The 16,301-nt window shown below is 62.0% G+C and carries 16 protein-coding genes; 10 read left to right on the forward strand and 6 right to left on the reverse strand.

The window, feature by feature from the left end:
• Window positions 1-93: 93 nt before the first annotated feature.
• The gene (locus M2397_RS20830; protein ID WP_131699148.1) at window positions 94-540 is read right to left on the reverse strand and encodes a response regulator; all 447 of its coding nucleotides are present in this window, start codon (window positions 538-540) and stop codon (window positions 94-96) included.
• Window positions 541-786: 246 nt separating this feature from the next.
• On the opposite strand from M2397_RS20830, the gene M2397_RS20835 reads away from it, so the two are divergent.
• From M2397_RS20835 to M2397_RS20870, 8 genes are all read left to right on the forward strand, one after another.
• Window positions 787-2,709: a putative nucleotidyltransferase substrate binding domain-containing protein gene (locus M2397_RS20835; protein WP_184745321.1), complete on the forward strand. Its 1,923-nt coding sequence runs from the start codon at window positions 787-789 to the stop codon at window positions 2,707-2,709.
• A complete protein-coding gene (locus tag M2397_RS20840; RefSeq protein ID WP_131699092.1) occupies window positions 2,706-3,413 on the forward strand; it encodes a PolC-type DNA polymerase III in 708 nt (235 codons plus the stop codon). Before M2397_RS20835 ends, M2397_RS20840 begins: the two co-directional genes overlap by 4 nt.
• 100 nt (window positions 3,414-3,513) lie before the next feature.
• A complete protein-coding gene (locus M2397_RS20845) occupies window positions 3,514-4,032 on the forward strand; it encodes an RNA polymerase sigma factor (RefSeq protein ID WP_131699091.1) in 519 nt (172 codons plus the stop codon).
• Complete coding sequence (locus M2397_RS20850; protein ID WP_259244336.1) at window positions 4,029-4,997, forward strand: FecR domain-containing protein; 969 nt, start codon at window positions 4,029-4,031, stop codon at window positions 4,995-4,997. The genes M2397_RS20845 and M2397_RS20850 overlap by 4 nt, the downstream gene beginning before the upstream one ends.
• A gap of 204 nt (window positions 4,998-5,201) precedes the next feature.
• On the forward strand, window positions 5,202-7,640 hold the full coding sequence (locus M2397_RS20855; protein WP_259244337.1) for a TonB-dependent siderophore receptor: 2,439 nt from the start codon (window positions 5,202-5,204) through the stop codon (window positions 7,638-7,640).
• Between the two features lie 63 nt (window positions 7,641-7,703).
• On the forward strand, window positions 7,704-8,807 hold the full coding sequence (locus tag M2397_RS20860; protein WP_145336858.1) for a PepSY domain-containing protein: 1,104 nt from the start codon (window positions 7,704-7,706) through the stop codon (window positions 8,805-8,807).
• Complete coding sequence (locus tag M2397_RS20865; protein ID WP_131699087.1) at window positions 8,804-8,986, forward strand: hypothetical protein; 183 nt, start codon at window positions 8,804-8,806, stop codon at window positions 8,984-8,986. The genes M2397_RS20860 and M2397_RS20865 overlap by 4 nt, the downstream gene beginning before the upstream one ends.
• Window positions 8,987-9,160: 174 nt before the next feature.
• Window positions 9,161-9,790 (forward strand): glutathione S-transferase, encoded by a 630-nt coding sequence (locus tag M2397_RS20870; protein ID WP_259244338.1) that lies wholly within the window; start codon window positions 9,161-9,163, stop codon window positions 9,788-9,790.
• A gap of 186 nt (window positions 9,791-9,976) precedes the next feature.
• Here the strand turns inward: M2397_RS20870 and creD are convergent, their stop codons facing one another.
• The 4 genes from creD to M2397_RS20890 are packed head-to-tail and all read right to left on the reverse strand — an operon-like array spanning window position 9,977 to window position 14,019.
• Complete coding sequence (creD, locus tag M2397_RS20875; RefSeq protein WP_131699085.1) at window positions 9,977-11,350, reverse strand: cell envelope integrity protein CreD; 1,374 nt, start codon at window positions 11,348-11,350, stop codon at window positions 9,977-9,979.
• 51 nt (window positions 11,351-11,401) lie between these two features.
• The gene (gene creC / locus M2397_RS20880) at window positions 11,402-12,841 is read right to left on the reverse strand and encodes a two-component system sensor histidine kinase CreC (protein WP_131699084.1); all 1,440 of its coding nucleotides are present in this window, start codon (window positions 12,839-12,841) and stop codon (window positions 11,402-11,404) included.
• Window positions 12,841-13,509 (reverse strand): two-component system response regulator CreB, encoded by a 669-nt coding sequence (gene creB / locus M2397_RS20885; protein WP_131699083.1) that lies wholly within the window; start codon window positions 13,507-13,509, stop codon window positions 12,841-12,843. The genes creC and creB overlap by 1 nt, the downstream gene beginning before the upstream one ends.
• 9 nt (window positions 13,510-13,518) lie before the next feature.
• Complete coding sequence (locus M2397_RS20890; protein WP_053131000.1) at window positions 13,519-14,019, reverse strand: ATP-dependent zinc protease; 501 nt, start codon at window positions 14,017-14,019, stop codon at window positions 13,519-13,521.
• A gap of 173 nt (window positions 14,020-14,192) precedes the next feature.
• Between M2397_RS20890 and M2397_RS20895 the strand changes: the two genes are divergently transcribed.
• Window positions 14,193-15,080, forward strand: coding sequence for an acyltransferase (locus M2397_RS20895; protein WP_131699082.1), 888 nt, complete (start codon window positions 14,193-14,195; stop codon window positions 15,078-15,080).
• On the opposite strand, the gene M2397_RS20900 is transcribed toward M2397_RS20895, so the two are convergent.
• Window positions 15,077-15,649 (reverse strand): DUF2780 domain-containing protein, encoded by a 573-nt coding sequence (locus M2397_RS20900; RefSeq protein WP_131699081.1) that lies wholly within the window; start codon window positions 15,647-15,649, stop codon window positions 15,077-15,079. The two genes, M2397_RS20895 and M2397_RS20900, sit on opposite strands and share 4 nt — an antisense overlap.
• 136 nt (window positions 15,650-15,785) lie before the next feature.
• Between M2397_RS20900 and M2397_RS20905 the strand changes: the two genes are divergently transcribed.
• A complete protein-coding gene (locus M2397_RS20905; RefSeq protein WP_131699080.1) occupies window positions 15,786-16,244 on the forward strand; it encodes an anti-sigma factor domain-containing protein in 459 nt (152 codons plus the stop codon).
• The last annotated feature ends 57 nt before the right edge of the window (window positions 16,245-16,301 follow it).

Genomic DNA, 16,301 nt, shown 5'->3' on the forward strand with positions numbered 1-16,301 from the left:
AGGGCTTTTTCTTTGGGGCTGTGGTGTGGATGTACGCAGTCAACTGTGGGAGGGGGCTAGCTCCCGATGAGGCCCGTACAGACCCCGCAAAAATCAGGAAGCCAACCCCAACTCGCGCTTGACCAGCTTCGCCAACTTCACGCTGTCGATCGGCTTCAACAGAAAATCCACCACACTCAAATGCATCGCATCGATCACATCCGGCGCTTCGGCGTCCCCCGACATGATGATAATGGGCAACGCAGCGCGAGTGGATTCGCGCACTTGCTTGATCAACTCCAGACCGTTGCTGGGTTTCATGCGCAGATCGGTGATCAGCAAACCGATGGAGCTGCTGGACTTCAACAAGTTCCACGCCGCCTCGCCACTGTCGGCAGTCATGCAGCGAATACCATCCAAGCCCAGGATCTCCGCCAGCAGTTCACGCGCATCCTTGTCGTCGTCAACAATCAACACGCGTTGTGGCGGTAAATCAGGCTCCAGCATCACGGCGCTCAGCGCCTCGCGCTCGGCATCACTCAAAATATCGTGGTCGGACATACGGTTCTCAGCAATTCTCATCAATCTCCCTGCACACTCGTCAGACATCTGCGGAAGGGCGATCAATGTGCACTTCGTCGGAAAGTTTGCCTAGTGGGTGTTCTACGGGGTTTGGACGATAGTCGTGTAAGGTTTTTCCTTAGTTATGCGGCGTTTTCATCGACCTAGACTTACGTCCAATGGGCACCCGCCGCTCAGGAGTCGACCATGCAGGACGATAACGACAAAAAAATTGCGGTCATGGTTATGAGTAAAGCTGATGCTTTCGCCCAGGCGGGAAAAACTGCTGTATTGCAGAACATCCACGGCACCCTGCAGTTCCTGCAACGCTTCCCGCCGTTCAACCAGATGGAAAACGCGCACCTGGCGTTCCTGGTGGAACAGTGTCAACTGCGCTTCTTCGGCCCCGGCGAGAGCATTCTCAAGCCGTCGGGCGGACCGGTGGAACACTTCTACATCGTCAAGCAGGGCCGCGTCGTGGGTGAACGGCCGGACTCCACCCAAGCCACCTTCGAAATCACCACTGGCGAGTGTTTCCCCCTCGCGGCGCTGTTAGGTGAACGCGCCACCCGCACCGAACACAAGGCCGCTGAAGACACCTTCTGCCTGCAACTGAACAAACCGGCCTTTATCAAGCTGTTCGCGCTGTCCAGCCCGTTCCGCGACTTCGCTTTGCGTGGCGTCAGCAGCCTGCTCGACCAGGTCAACCAGCAAGTGCAGCAAAAAGCCGTGGAAACCCTCGGCACCCAATATTCCCTGAACACCCGCCTGGGCGAATTGGCCATGCGCCATCCGGTCACCTGCAGCCCGCAGACGCCGCTGCGCGAAGCGGTAACGCTGATGCATGAGCAGCAGGTGGGCAGCATTGTGATCGTCGACGAACACAAGGCGCCCCTGGGTATTTTCACCCTGCGCGACCTGCGCCAGGTGGTGGCCGACGGCACCGGTGACTTCAGCCAGGGCATTGAAGGCCATATGACCCAGGCGCCGTTCTTTTTGACCCCGGACCACAGCGCCTTCGACGCGGCCATCGCCATGACCGAGCGGCATATCGCCCACGTCTGCCTGGTCAAGGACCAGCGCCTGTGCGGCGTGGTGTCCGAGCGCGATCTGTTTTCCCTGCAACGGGTCGACCTGGTGCACCTGGCCCGCACCATCCGCAACGCACCACGGGTGGAGAACCTGGTGGCGCTGCGCGGCGAGATCGGCCAACTGGTGGAGCGCATGCTCGCCCATGGCGCGTCGTCTACCCAGATCACCCACATCATTACCCTGCTCAACGATCACACCGTGTGCCGGGTGATCGAGTTGACCCTGGCCGAAAAAGGCGACCCCGGCGTGCCCTTCAGTTGGCTGTGTTTCGGCAGCGAAGGCCGGCGCGAGCAGACGCTGTACACCGACCAGGACAACGGCATCCTGTTCGAGGCCAAGGACGCGGTGGAAGCCGCCGAGATTCGCGGGCGGCTGCTGCCCCTGGCACAACAGATCAACCAAAGCCTGGCGCTGTGCGGGTTCAGCCTGTGCACGGGCAATATCATGGCCGGCAACCCGGAGCTGTGCCTGTCGCGGGCGGAATGGGCGCGGCGGTTTGCGGCGTTCATTCGCGAGGCGACGCCGGAGAACCTGCTGGGGTCGAGTATCTATTTTGACCTGCGCGTGGTGTGGGGAGATGAACGCGGCTGCGAGCAACTGCGCCAGGGCATTCTCGACCAGGTCGGGGATAACCGGCTGTTCCAACGCATGCTGGCCGAGAATGCCTTGCGCCAGCGCCCGCCCGTAGGGCGTTTCCGCGATTTTGTGCTGACGCGCAAAGGCGGGGAAAAGGCCACCCTCGACCTCAAGGTGCAGGGGCTCACCCCCTTTGTCGACGGCGCACGCCTGTTGGCCCTGGCCAATGGCATCCACGCCAATAACACCCTGGAGCGCCTGCGCCAGTTGGTAGTCAAGGAAGTGATCGAGCCCCTGGACGGCGCCGCCTATGAAGAGGCGTATCACTTTATCCAGCAAACCCGCATGCAGCAGCATCAGTTGCAGACCCGCGAAAACCAGCCGCATTCCAACCGCGTCGACCCCGACAGCCTCAACCACCTGGACCGCCGTATCCTGCGCGAATCCCTGCGCCAGGCCCAGCGCCTGCAAAGCAGCCTGACCTTGCGGTATCAGTTGTGAGCTTGTTTGGTTGGCTGCGCGCGGCCAAGCCCAGACTGGATGCCGCGCAACAACGGCGCCTGGAGCAACTCCCCACGCCTCTTGTATTGGGCGACAACGCGTTGCGCAGCCAGCGCTGGGTGGTGGTGGATCTGGAGACCAGCGGCCTGAATCTCAACCGCGATCAGGTGCTGTCCATCGGCGCGGTGGTGATCGAGGACGGCGCGGTGGATTTTTCCCAACTGTTCGAGCGCACCTTGCACCGCGCCGAAGCCAAACTCAGCCCCAGCGTGCTGATCCACGGCCTCGGCCCCAGCGCCATCGCGGCGGGCAGTGACCCGGTCGAGGCACTGCTGGACTTCATGGAGTTTGTCGGCGACAGCCCGCTGCTCGCCTTCCACGCGCCATTCGATCAACACATGCTCGGCCGCGCCCTCAAGGACAGCCTCGGGTATCGCTTGGCCCATACGTTCCTGGATGTGGCCGACATCGCCCCGCTGCTGTGCCCCGAGGCGCATATACGCGAGGCCGGGCTGGACGACTGGATCAACCACTTCGACCTGCAGGTAGGCGAACGCCATCATGCCAGCGCCGATGCCCTGGCCACGGCGGAGCTGATGCTGATCCTGTTCAGCCGCGCGCGTCAGCAGCAGATCGACACGCCTCAGGCGCTGCAAGAGCGCTTGAGCCAATGGAAACGGCGTAAACACGCGCCATCGTTTTAATGTCATCTCCCGACAGACGCTAATTGCGCCCGCCCCACGCCTCTGACACAATCGCGAATAATTCTCGTTATTTTAAACCTTTTGTTTATTCGGTGATGCCTTGTCGTCGGCCCAGAACCCACACAGTGAGCTTGTTGGCGCGTTGTATCGCGACCATCGTGGCTGGCTGCTGGCCTGGCTGCGGCGCAATGTGGCCTGCCCGAGCCGTGCCGAAGACCTGAGCCAGGACACCTTCATGCGCCTGCTCGGCCGTGACGAGTTGCGCGAGCCCCGCGAGCCACGGGCGTTTCTGGTGGCCATCGCCAAGGGCTTGCTGTTCGACTACTTCCGTCGCGCCGCCCTCGAACAGGCCTACCTCACCGAATTGATGCTGATCCCGGAAAGCGAACACCCGTCGCCGGAAGAACAGCAACTGATCCTCGAAGACCTCAAAGCCATCGACCGCCTGCTCGGCAAACTGTCGAGCAAGGCCCGCGCCGCCTTCCTCTATAACCGCCTCGACGGCCTCGGCCATGCCGAAATCGCCCAGCGCCTGGGCGTGTCGGTGCCGCGTGTGCGCCAGTACCTGGCCCAGGGCATTCGCCAGTGCTACATCGCCCTGTATGGCGAGCCGCTGTGACCTTTGTCAGCGCCAAGCCGGTGTCGGCCCGCGTGCTGGATGCGGCGATTGCCTGGCAGTTGTCCCTCGATTCGGGTGATGGCAGCGCGGTGGAGCGAGAAGAGTTCAGCAAATGGCTGGCCAGTGATGAAGAACACGCCCGTGCCTGGCGCCAACTGGGCATGCTCGACCAGCGTTTCAGCGTGGCCTCGGGCCCGGCGCGTGCGGCGTTGTTGCAGTCGCGCGAGGGCATTCGCCAGCGCGTGCGCAAGCTGGGCAGCGGCCTGGCGAGTATTGCGCTGGTGTGCGGCCTGGCATTGTTTGCCGGCGAACGCTACGTGCCGATCCACTATTGGCTGGCCGACCAACGCACTGCCACCGGCGAGCAGCGCACGCTGAAACTGGCGGACGGCACGTTGATCAACCTCAACACCCACAGTGCTATCGACGTGCGCTTCGATGAGAAGCGCCGGCTGATCGTGTTGCAGGAAGGCGAAATCCTCGTCGAGACCGGCCACAACGATGCGCGCCCGTTTTATGTGCAAACCCGCGACGGCAGCCTGCGCGCGCTGGGCACGCGGTTTATCGTCAAGCGCGAAGACGACGCCACGCGCCTGAGCGTGCTGCAATCGGCGGTGGGCGCCCAGCCCGAAGCGCTGCAGCAGGAACAGGTGTTCAAGGAAGGCCAGCAAGTGCTGATGCGCAGCGACGGCCTCGGCCCTGCGCTGGCCGTCACCCCCGCCACCGATGCCTGGACGCGCGGCATGCTGGTGGTCGACAACGCCCGCCTGGGCGATGTGGTGCAGGAACTCAGCCGCTACCGCACCGGCCATCTCGGGGTGGATAAAGACGTGGCCGACCTGCACATCACCGGCAGCTTCCCGCTGCACGACACCACCCTGGCGCTCAACGCGCTGCTGCCGACCCTGCCGGTGCAGATCGAACAGCACACACCGTGGTGGGTGACGGTCACGGGTAAGCCTTAGGTTCTGTGGGAGCTGAGCTATCGCTATCGGGAGCAAGCCCCCTCCCACATTTGAAGGTATTCGCAAATCAACCTGTGGGAGGGGGCTTGCCCCCGATGAGGCCCTCAAACCCACCACAAAAAATATTTTGATCCTGCCCTATCACTTTTCAATTCTCGTTCGGCACATAGGCAATTGCGAATTACTTCCATTCAGGAGCCGCCCATGTCCCGCACGCTAGACACCTTGTTGCGCCCCAGCCTGTTAGCCGTGGCCATTGCCCTCAGCGCCCCACTGGCCAGCACTGCGCTGATTGCCGCCGAACAAGCCTCCAGCGTGCACGCCTACAACCTGCCGGCCGCCCCGCTGGCGAGCACCCTGAACCAGATCGCCAGCCAGGCCGGCCTCGCACTGACCCTCAACCCAGCGTTGGCCTCGGGCAAGACCTCGGCCCCGGTCCAGGGCCAGTTCGATGCACCAGGTGCACTGCGTGAAGCCTTGCGTGGCACCGGGTTGCAACTGGAGCAAAGCAGCGCAGGGACGTACACGCTGGTGGCGGTTCCGGAGGGTGTGATGGCGCTGCCGGTGACCAACATCACGGGGCAAGGCAGCTATGAAAGCGCCTGGGGCCCGGTGGATGGTTATGTTGCAACACGCACCGCCGCTGGTACCAAGACCGATACACCGATTGCCGAGCTGCCTCGCTCGGTGAGCGTAATCACTCGCAAGCAAATGGAAGACCGATCCGTACTCAACCTCAATGACGCTTTGCGCTATACCGCAGGCGTGCAGAGCTCCGGCTACGGCTCCGATTCCCGCAGCGACTGGCTGCTGGTCCGCGGTTTTGTCCCAACTCAATTCCTCGACGGACTGCCATTACCCAAAGGCAACTACGCCACACCGAAAATAGACACGTGGAACCTGGAACGCATTGCCGTCCTGCGCGGCCCGGCTTCCTCGGTTTACGGGCAAACCCCACCTGGCGGTTTGCTGGACATGGTCAGCCGTCGCCCCCAGGCCGAAAGCTCGAATGAAATCGAAGTACAGGCCGGCAGCAACAACCACAAACAGATCAACTTCGACAGCACCGGCAAGATCGACGACGAGGGCCAGTTCCTCTACCGCGTCAGCGGCGTGGTGCGCGACAGCAACACCGCCGTGGATCACATCCCGGACAAGCGCTACAACATCGCGCCCAGCCTGACCTGGAACATCAACGACGACAGCAAGCTGACGTTGCTCACCCAGTTCACCCGCGACGATACCGGGATCACCGGGCAGTTCCTGCCATTGCAAGGCACCAAGCTGAGTTCGCCGGCCGGCAAGATTTCCCATCATAAGAACCTGGGCGATCCAGACTGGGAATTCTACGATCGCACCTACTATGCGCTGGGCTATGCCTTCGAAACACGCCTGAACGACACGTGGCAGTTCCATCAGAACCTGCGCTACACCAAGAACGATCTGTCGTTCCAGGGCATCACTGCCGGTGGCGCATTCTTTCCGAATGGCCCTGAAGTCGCAGTTGACGCCGACGGCAACGTGAGGCGCTCCGCCGGAAAGGTTGATGAAAACATCGGTCAGTTCGCCGTCGACAACAACTTCCAGGCCGACTTCCAGACGGGCGCGGTAAGCCACACACTGTTGCTGGGGCTGGACCACCAGCGCTCCACCAGCGACGCGCGCTGGGACTGGGGTTCGACGGGTGTGCCGACCATCAACTTCAACCGTCCGGTGTACGGGCAGGACTTCTCCAAGGTCCAGTACTTCACCATGTACGACTACACCCAAAAGACCCAGCAGACCGGCCTGTACGTCCAGGACCAGATGGCCCTCGACAACTGGCGCCTGACCCTCGGCGGTCGTGAAGACTGGGTACATACCGGTACCACCTTTCATAACCTGAACGATGCGACCAACACCCAGCGTGACAAGCACTTCAGTGGCAACGCAGCGCTGAGCTATGTCTTCGACAACGGCATCACCTCGTATCTGTCCTACGCCGAATCATTCCAGGCCGGCTCAGGCACCCAAGTGGCCAGTACCGGGGCATTCAAGCCCACCGAAGGCAAACAGTACGAAGCCGGTATCAAGTACCAGCCTCCTGGCACCAAGGCATTGTTCACCGCTGCCGTGTTCGACCTGACCCAGCAAAACACGTCAGTCACCGAGGGCAGTATCACTCGCCAAGTGGGTGAAGTGCAGGTACGCGGCCTGGAACTGGAAGCCAGTGCCGACGTCACCGAAAGCCTGAAACTGGTGGGTTCCTATACCTATAACGACAGCGAAATCACTCAAGGCGCTGCCGCTGAAAAAGGCAACCGTCTGAACCAGTTGCCTCGCAACCAGGCCACTGGCTGGGCTGACTACACATGGCGCAGCGGGCTGCTGGACGGTTTTGGGGTGGGTGCGGGCGTGCGTTACGTCGGCGACACCTACGGCAACGCTGCCAACACCGAACTGGGCCATGTAGGTTCCTACACCGTTTACGACGCCTCGGTGCACTACGACCTTGGCCGTTTGAACAGCACCATGAAGGGTGTCACCGTGGCCGTCGACGCCAAGAACATCTTCAACAAGGACTACCTGTCCACCTGCGATGGTTTCTACTGCTACTACGGCGACCAGCGTAACGTGGTCGCCAGCGTGAACTACAAATTCTAAAACGGTGATAAACCGCTGATGAAGGGCCGCCTGAACCGCGGCCCTTTTGCCTTTGGAGCCGTGATGAAAAGCAAAACCATCCGCCGCTGGTCCTTCATCCACACCTGGACCAGCCTGATCTGCACGGTGTTCCTGCTGCTGCTCGCCCTCACCGGCCTGCCGCTGGTGTTTCACCACGAGATCGATCACCTGCTGGGCAACGAGCCCGAACTGGCGCAGATGCCCGCCGATACGCCACAGCTCGACCTCGAGCAACTGGTGACCAAAGCCCAGGCCCATCGCCCGGGCGAGGCCATGCAATACCTGGCGTGGGACGAAGACGACAAGAACGGCGTGATCGCGATCATGGCCGCCACGGCCGGCACCGAGCCCAACTCATCCCACACCTTCATGCTCGACGCGCGCACCGGCGATGCGGTCGAGATGCCGTCGGCCAATGGCGGGCTCACCCTGTTCCTGCTGCGCCTGCATGTGGATATGTTCGCCGGCCTGCCGGGCAAGTTGCTGCTGGCGTTCATGGGTATTCTGTTTGTGCTGGCGATTGTCTCGGGCACGGTGCTGTACCTGCCGTTCATGCGCCGCTTGAAGTTCGCCACCGTGCGCCAGGACAAGTCCACGCGCCTGCGCTGGCTCGACCTGCACAACCTGATCGGCGTGGTCACCCTGACGTGGGCACTGGTGGTGGGCGTGACCGGCGTGATCAGCGCCTGTGCCGATTTGATCATCGCCGCCTGGCGCACCGACAGCCTCAGCGCGATGATCGAACCCTATAAAAACGCCCCGCCCCTGACCCAACGCGCACCCGCGAGCGAGCTGCTGAGCATTGCCGCCAAGGCCGCGCCGGGTATGCAGCCGGACTTTATCGCCTTCCCCGGCACACGCTTTTCCAGCGAGCACCATTACGCGGTGTTCATGAAGGGCAGCACGCACCTGACCTCGCACCTGCTCACGCCGGTCCTGATCGACGCCAGCACCCTGGCCGTCACCGCCATCGCCGAACGACCGTGGTACATGGACGCCATGGGCATGTCGCAGCCTCTGCACTTTGGTGACTACGGCGGCATGCCGATGAAGATCCTCTGGGCGGCGCTGGATGTGCTGACCATCATCGTGCTGGTGAGTGGGATTTACCTGTGGATCGTGCGGCGCAAGGCGGGCAAGGCATGAAGCCAAGGCAGTCGAGTTTCTGGAAGGTATTTGGTATTCCGCTGGGGATTGGCCTGCTCAGCGCCACCGGGTTGTTTGCGGCGTTGCTGGGGGATGGGCTGTGGGATTCGTTGAGTTGGTTGGGGTTGGGCCTGCCGGCTGCCATTGGTATTTGGGCGTTGTTCAAGCGGCGTGGCTGAGGGCGCTATCGGGGGCAAGCCCCCTCCCACAGTTGACCGCGTGGTTATGACGAACGCGGGACACATGTGGGAGGGGGCTTGCTCCCGATGAGGCCCTCAAGAACACCCGCATTCCCCCTCGCCAGCCACAGCGCAACCCTCTAGGCTAGCCACAGTCAATTTTGAGGTTTGCCCATGTCCACTCCCAGCATGACCTTGTTCCACAACCCCGCGTCACCCTTTGTGCGCAAAGTCCGTGTGCTGTTGGCTGAAACCGGCCAGCAGGACCGCGTCGCCCTGCATGTCTGCATGCCGACACCGGTCAACCCCGATGCGCATCTGGTGCAAGACAACCCCGTGGGCAAGATCCCGGCCCTGCGCCTGGCCGACGGCACCGTGCTGCACGACAGCCGGGTGATCCTCGATTACTTCGACCACCAGCACGTCGGCAACCCGCTGATCCCCCGCGATGGCTCGGCCCGCTGGCGGCGCCTGACACTGGCCTCGATGGCCGACGGCATCATGGATGCCGCCGTGCTGGTGCGTTACGAGACCGCCCTGCGCCCGGCGGAAAAACACTGGGCGCCGTGGCTCGACGAACAGCGCAACAAGATCCGTCGCGCCCTCGCCGAGCTGGAACAGGACGCCATCGCCGAGCTGACCAGCCACTTCGACATCGCTTCGATCAGCGTGGCCTGCGCCCTGGGCTACCTCGACTTCCGCCATCCGGATATGCAATGGCGCTCGGATAACCCCAAGCTGGCCGCCTGGTATGCCGAGGTCAGCCAGCGACCTTCGATGCTCGAGACCCAGCCGCCCGTGTGACGTTCACACCGACCCAATGTGAGAGCGGGCTTGCCCGCGATCGCGGTATGTCATTCAGCACATCTGTTTCTGAACCACCGCTATCGCGGGCAAGCCCACTCCCACATTGGACGGTGGTGGTATTGAGGAATGTAACGATCCTTGCGGCTAAATGCGCCCCCACTTGCTGATCCTCCCGCAACCCGATCATTGCACCGCCTCCAGATCGAACTGCAGCGGCTCGGCCACCTTGCGCTTGCCCACGCCATACCAATCCAGCTTACGTGTCAGCACCATCACCGTACCCAGCAGCCCGAACAGCAGCAGCGAGCCCATCAGCAGCGCGTAGTCCTCGGCACTCAACAGCCCGTACAGCAAGCCATACAACGCCGCCAACCCAGCCGAAAACCCCAGGCCATGGGCAACGCTGCGCAGCACGTGGCATACGTAGAACCCGATCAACAGCACACAGGCACTCGCCGAAATCAGGTAGGCCAAGGCAAAGCCCAGGTGCTCGGACAACGACAACAACAGCAGGTAGAAGAACGCCAAGGCAACGCCCACCAACGCGTATTGAATCGGGTGCACCGCCAGACTCTTGAGCACTTCGAAGAGGAAGAAACCGGCAAAGGTCAGGGCGATAAACAGCAGCGCGTATTTGATCGCGCGGTCGCTCTTGAGGTACTGGTCCACCGGGTCGATGAAGTTCACACCGAAGCTGCGGTTGTTGAAGTCGTCACAGCCTTGCTGGTCCAAACAGGATTGCAGCGCCTGCTCGAGGTTGGTGGAAAAGAACGAGGTCTGCCAGTTGGCCGTGAAGCCGCTGTCAGTCACTTCGCGCCGGGCCGGCAGGAAGTTGCCGATAAAGCTGGGGTGCGGCCAGTTGGAGGCCAGGGACACCTGACTGGTCTTGCCCACTGGCACCACTTGCAGTTGCTCGGTGCCTTGCAGGCGCAGATCAAAGGCGAAGTCCACTACGGCCGGTTTTCTGCTGTCCTGCTCTGGCAATGCCACATGCACGCCCTCCCCCAGCCAGTCCACCTGGGAGCCTGGTTCGAACTCCAGGCGCTGGCTGCCCAGCTCCAGCTTCAGCGCATTTTCGATGCCGCGAATATCGCTGATCCCCACCGCCAGAAACGCCGGTTCAAAGCGGTAATCGGCAAAGTCTTCGGTGATGCCCAACTGCGCCGGCAGCTCGAAACGCCCACTGATACGGTTGTCGGCATGGAACAGCCGCGCCTGGTAAATACCCCGTGCGCGCAGTTCGGTCTGCACCTTGCCGTCGAGCTCAAAACGGTCCGGCAGGAAATACAGACGACCCCGCTCTTCACGGGTGACCTCGTAGCGCTTGTTGAGCTTTTCATTGAGCTTCCACTCGCGCACGGTCTTGCGATACGGCACCACCATCACCGGGCCGGTGAGGCGCTGGGCGTAGCTGGAACTGCGCGCGATGTCCATCAGGACGCCGTCGCGCAGTTGCTGGCGGTCACTGATGATGCCGTTGATCATCAGCAACGGAATCAGCAACAGCAGGATCAGCAGCGCAATCGCGCCAAGTTTGAAAAGCAGGCTGCGGTTCATGGGTCTCTCCCTGTTTTGATGGGGAGAGTCTGGGCAGCCTGTGTGGGGGATTTATGTGGGCAATGTGGAGACTGTGTGGAGATGCAGCACCACGTGCACGCCGCCAGGCACATTGCCGATCTGCAGGGTGCCGCCGTGCAGCTTCATGACTTCCTCGACAAAATTGAGGCCCAGGCCGGTACTTTTGCGCCCGCTGCCGGGGCGCGGCAAGGAGTAGAAGCGCTCGCTGAGGCGCGGCAGGGCGTAGTCGGGGATCGGGGCAGCCTGATTGAACAGGCTCACCTGCACGTCGTTGTGCAGCGTCTGTGCGCTGAATCTCAACACGCCACCGGGCGGTGTGAAGTCCAGCGCGTTGTCCAGCAAGTTGCCCAGGGCCTGGCGCAACAGGAAGGGTTCGCCGACTACCTTCACTTCAGCGGCAATTGTCTGTTCGACGTGCAGCCCGGCGCCTTCGATTCGCGCACATTGGGCGTTGAGTACATCGTCGACCAAGGCCGCCAGCGGGATACTCGTCTGCTCTTCCAAACCCTGGCGTTGTTCCACCTGCGCCAGGTTCAGCAGGCGCTCGATCAACTGTTGCAGGCGCGCGCTTTCGCTGTCGATATTGCCGACGAAGCGCTGCTGCTGTTCGCGGCTCATCTCGCCCTGCAACAGCTCGGCCGCGCCGCGAATCGCTGCCAGCGGGCTTTTCAATTCATGGGTCAGGGTGTGGACGTAATGTTCGACGTAGGCCTTGCCCTCCAGTTGCGTACGCATGTGCTCGACAGCGGTGGACAGCTGCTTCAGCTCGCCGCCGCGATAATGCGGTAGCTCGGCCCTTCGGCCTTCACTGACGGCTTCGGCGTAAGCGGTCAGGCGACGCAGTGCAACGCTCAGCCACCACGACAACAGCGCGCCGAGCAACAGGCCGAGGATGACCAGGCCCGCGCCGTACCACAGCAGGCGGCGTTCAGTGCGGTCGACATACGGCTGCAGCGAGCTGTTCGGTTTAGCCACGGTGACCACGCCGATGATCTGCCCGTTATCGCGGATCGGCGCGCCCACGTGCATCACCGATGAGGTGGGGTCATCCGCTGCACTGCGAGTGGAACGCGCGCCGTACTCGCCGCGCAGGGTCAGGTACACGTCGTTCCACTTCGAATAGTCCTGGCCCACCGCTTCGCCCATGGAGTCGAGCAACACGGTGCCGTTGGCGTCGGTGACGTAGATACGATGGTTGACCTGGTTTTTCGGCAGGCCCCAGATGGTCGCGCCCGGCTGACGATTGCCGTAGGCCTTGAGCAGCTCCGGCCAGTGACTCTGCCCGAGGGTGCCGTGCTTCACGTCTTCGCGCAGGATCTCGGCCAGCAGGTTGGCGGTATCCACCAGGGTTTCTTCGGTGGATTGGCGCACGCCGGGGCGGATTTCCTTCATCACCGTGCTGAGCACGAAGTAACCGGTGAGGCCGATAAACAGCGCATACACCAGGAAAATCCGCAGCCCCAGGCGCATCAGCCGTTGCTCGGGCTGTAGCTGTAGCCGAGGCCGCGATGGGTCTGGATCGGCTCAGCATCGGCGGCCACGCTGCGTAACTTGCTGCGCAGGCTCTTGATGTGGCTGTCGATATTGCGCTCGTAACCGGCGTCGGCCGCCACACCCACCGCGTCCAGCAACTGCTCGCGGCTGAACACCCGCTCGGGTTGCTCCAGCAGGCTTTGCAGCAGGCGAAATTCATGCCGGGTCAGGCTCAGGGGTTGGCTGCGATAGCTGATTTGCATGCGCTCCAGGTCAACCTGGAACAGCGCCGGCGCCACACCGGGGCCGACGCGTTTGAGGATCGCCCGCACTCGCGCCGCCACTTCCCGCGGGCTGAACGGCTTGACCACGTAATCGTCGGCGCCGATCTCCAGCCCCACCACGCGGTCGATCTCGCCATCCCGCGCGCTGAGGAACATCACCGGCACTTCACTGAAACGGCGCAATTGCTTGCAGGTTTCAAAACCGCTGATGTCCGGCAGGCCGATGTCGAGGATGATCAGGTCGGCGGGGGTCTGGCGCTGATGGGCCAACGCCTCCTGGCCGAGGCTCAGCCAGGTGGTGGTAAAGCCCTCGCCCTGCAGGGCGAATATCAGCGTGTCGGCTATTGCCGCTTCGTCTTCGACAATCAGGATGTGGGGCATGGGTTCAAATCAGCAGTCCGGTTTGTCGGCAGTGTAGCGACGGGCCGGGTTTACTGCTGCGCCAAATTCACGCAAGGCCTTGGCGCCGATCAGCAACGGGTAATTGAAGCTGCTGCGGTCGGTCAGGTTGACCTCGACGGTACGCTTGACGTTGCCCAGGCACATTTCCAGGTCGATCACCGGGCGCTTGGCCACAGTGGCTTCGTCCTTGTCATCGTCTTCATCGGCGCGGCTCTTGATCTTGCTGATGCGCGACACCTTGTGCTCGTAGACCTTGTTGGTGGCGTCCTTGCCGCCGAGGCGGAAGCGCACCCAGTCGTCACCGTCACGGGTGAAGGTTTCGATGTCACGGGCCGACAGCGAAGCCGTCAGCGCGCCGGTGTCCATCTTGGCCTTGAAGGTTTCGCCGATCTCCGGCAACTGGATGTATTCATAGCGACCGTAAAGGGTCGGCTCGGCAGCCATGACAGGCAGGGCAGCCAGGGCGAGGGAGGCAAGAAGCAGTTTCACGAAGTGATTTCCTCGGAAAGAAGTAGGCGGATTCTAGACCGCAAAGACAGCACTTAGTTAGTCACACCCACCATAACCGGCACATTGTGAAACATTCGTACGGCCATTTGCGATTTGGCCTCTAGACTCAGCTTGCTTATGATGGCCCGCCCACAAGATTCCAAGAGTTACTTATGCGCCGCCTGCTCACCGGCTGTTTTGTCTCACTGCTGCTGTTGCTCAACACCCTGGTCTTGATCGGACCGCTGATGGTATTTGCCCTGCTCAAACTGGTGGCGCCCGGGCGCTATCGGGACTACGCCTCATGGGCGGTGATGTGGATCGCCGAGACCTGGGCCGAGATCGACAAGCTGATTTTTTCCTTGTGCATCCCCACCCAATGGGACATTCGCGGCGGTGATGAGCTGCGCGGCGATACCAGCTACCTGGTGATCAGCAACCACCAATCCTGGGTGGATATCCCGGCGCTGATCCAGGCCCTCAACCGCCGCACACCGTTCTTCAAATTCTTCCTGAAAAAAGAGCTGATCTGGGTGCCCTTCCTGGGCCTGGCCTGGTGGGCGTTGGATTACCCGTTCATGAAGCGCTACACCAAGGCGTTCCTGGCCAAGCACCCGGAGCTGGCGGGGCAGGATTTGAAGATCACCAAGGAGGCCTGCGAGCTGTTCAAGCGCCAGCCGGTGACCGTGGTCAATTACCTCGAAGGCACGCGGTTCGGCGAGGCCAAGCGCAAGCAGCAGGCTTCGCCATTCACTCACCTGCTCAAGCCCAAGGCGGGCGGCGTGGCGTTTGTGCTGGCGGCGCTGGGGGAACAGCTGGACGCCGTGCTCGACGTGACCGTGGTCTATCCGCAGCAAAAGATTCCGGGATTCTGGGATTTGATCAGCGGCGCAGTGCCCAAGGTGATCATCGACATCCAGACCCGTGAGCTGGACCCGGCGTTGTGGCAAGGTGATTACGAAAACGATCCGGCGTTTCGCCAGACCGTTCAGAGCTGGGTCAACCAGCTCTGGACGCAGAAAGACGCACGCATCGAACAACTGCGCGCGGAGCGTATTTAGCTCCCGGTGCCCCAGGCCTGGGCCAGTTTACCCAGCAGCGAGCTATTGGCGCCCTGCCCGCCCAGGTATTGCAGGATCACCGGGGCAAACTGGCCGACCATGCCACTGTCCATGCCCAAGGCGCTGAACGCGGTGTTCAGGTCGTTGGTGTTCTTCACGTTACCCAGCAAGCCGTCCAGGCCGCTGGTCTTGCTACCGCCGGTCTGGCCGAGCATCCCGCTCAAGGCCCCGAGGCTGCCCAATGCATTGTTGCCCGACAGTTGGTCGAGGCCCGGCACGCTGTTACCCAGTTGCGAATAGTCGTTGCCGCTCAATTTGTTCTTGGCCAGGCCCAGCATCGCGCCGGTACCGCCTACGGCTTGTTCGGGGGTGATGTTCAGTTGCGAGGTCAGGGCGCTGAGCAGGCCGGCCGTCTCGGACGACGGTGCTGCAGCTGCGGCCTTGTTGTTGCCCCCTTGCATGCCGGAGATGGCATTGGCCGCGTCGCCAAGGCTGAATCCCGCGGCAAACACCGGGGTGGCGGCCAGGCTCATCAGGCAGGAAAGGGCGAAACCGCGTGAAATCTTCATTGAAACAACCTCTGGATGTAGGGGTAAACGCAGGCGTTTGACTGGGCATCCGGCACATTGTTCCGAGCGGCCCAGGAACCCAATGGCCAGATCAGAGTCCATGAAACAACGTCAAAACTTCCCAGGAAACAGCCCTATGAGCGCGACCCGCCCCCAAGTGATTGAATCCAAGCCCCCTTTTTGGAGCCGCCCCCGGATGTTTATCGGGGTGTGCATTGCCATAGTCGCCGGTCTCGGCGGCGCGTTCTACACCCAGGACAACGTCAAGTCCGCCGCCACGCTGGTGACCACCACCCAACAGCCGGCCGCGCAAATCATGGCGCACAAGGATTACCTGAAAGTGCAACCCATCGCCATCACCGCACCCGCGTCGGATCAGAGCCTGGAACTGTGGGCGATTCCCGACGACGGCAAGCCCGTGTCACTTGGACTGATACCAGAGGATGGCGAGGGCATCATCGGCTTGAACCCGAGGCAGCAGGCCTCGATCAGCAAGCCGGTGGAATTGATGGTGAGTGCGGAGAGCAAAGGCGGCTCGGTGAGCAAGCAACCGACGGGCCCGACCGTCTATCAGGGGGCTTTGGCCAACCGCTGATGTTCCAAACACCACAACCCACTGTGGGAGGGGGCTTGCTCCCGATGGCGTTGAGTC

The organism is Pseudomonas sp. BIGb0381 (genome assembly GCF_024809815.1).
Lineage (GTDB): Bacteria > Pseudomonadota > Gammaproteobacteria > Pseudomonadales > Pseudomonadaceae > Aquipseudomonas.

Coding starts and splice junctions, on each gene's coding strand:
- creB (WP_131699083.1), bottom strand. CDS start 13,509: ATGCCCCACATCCTGATTGTCGAAGACGAAGCGGCAATAGCCGACACG.
- M2397_RS20830 (WP_131699148.1), bottom strand. CDS start 540: ATGTCCGACCACGATATTTTGAGTGATGCCGAGCGCGAGGCGCTGAGC.
- M2397_RS20865 (WP_131699087.1), top strand. CDS start 8,804: ATGAAGCCAAGGCAGTCGAGTTTCTGGAAGGTATTTGGTATTCCGCTG.
- creC (WP_131699084.1), bottom strand. CDS start 12,841: ATGCGCCTGGGGCTGCGGATTTTCCTGGTGTATGCGCTGTTTATCGGC.
- creD (WP_131699085.1), bottom strand. CDS start 11,350: ATGAACCGCAGCCTGCTTTTCAAACTTGGCGCGATTGCGCTGCTGATC.
- M2397_RS20900 (WP_131699081.1), bottom strand. CDS start 15,649: ATGAAGATTTCACGCGGTTTCGCCCTTTCCTGCCTGATGAGCCTGGCC.
- M2397_RS20855 (WP_259244337.1), top strand. CDS start 5,202: ATGTCCCGCACGCTAGACACCTTGTTGCGCCCCAGCCTGTTAGCCGTG.
- M2397_RS20905 (WP_131699080.1), top strand. CDS start 15,786: ATGAGCGCGACCCGCCCCCAAGTGATTGAATCCAAGCCCCCTTTTTGG.
- M2397_RS20860 (WP_145336858.1), top strand. CDS start 7,704: ATGAAAAGCAAAACCATCCGCCGCTGGTCCTTCATCCACACCTGGACC.
- M2397_RS20895 (WP_131699082.1), top strand. CDS start 14,193: ATGCGCCGCCTGCTCACCGGCTGTTTTGTCTCACTGCTGCTGTTGCTC.
- M2397_RS20870 (WP_259244338.1), top strand. CDS start 9,161: ATGTCCACTCCCAGCATGACCTTGTTCCACAACCCCGCGTCACCCTTT.
- M2397_RS20835 (WP_184745321.1), top strand. CDS start 787: ATGAGTAAAGCTGATGCTTTCGCCCAGGCGGGAAAAACTGCTGTATTG.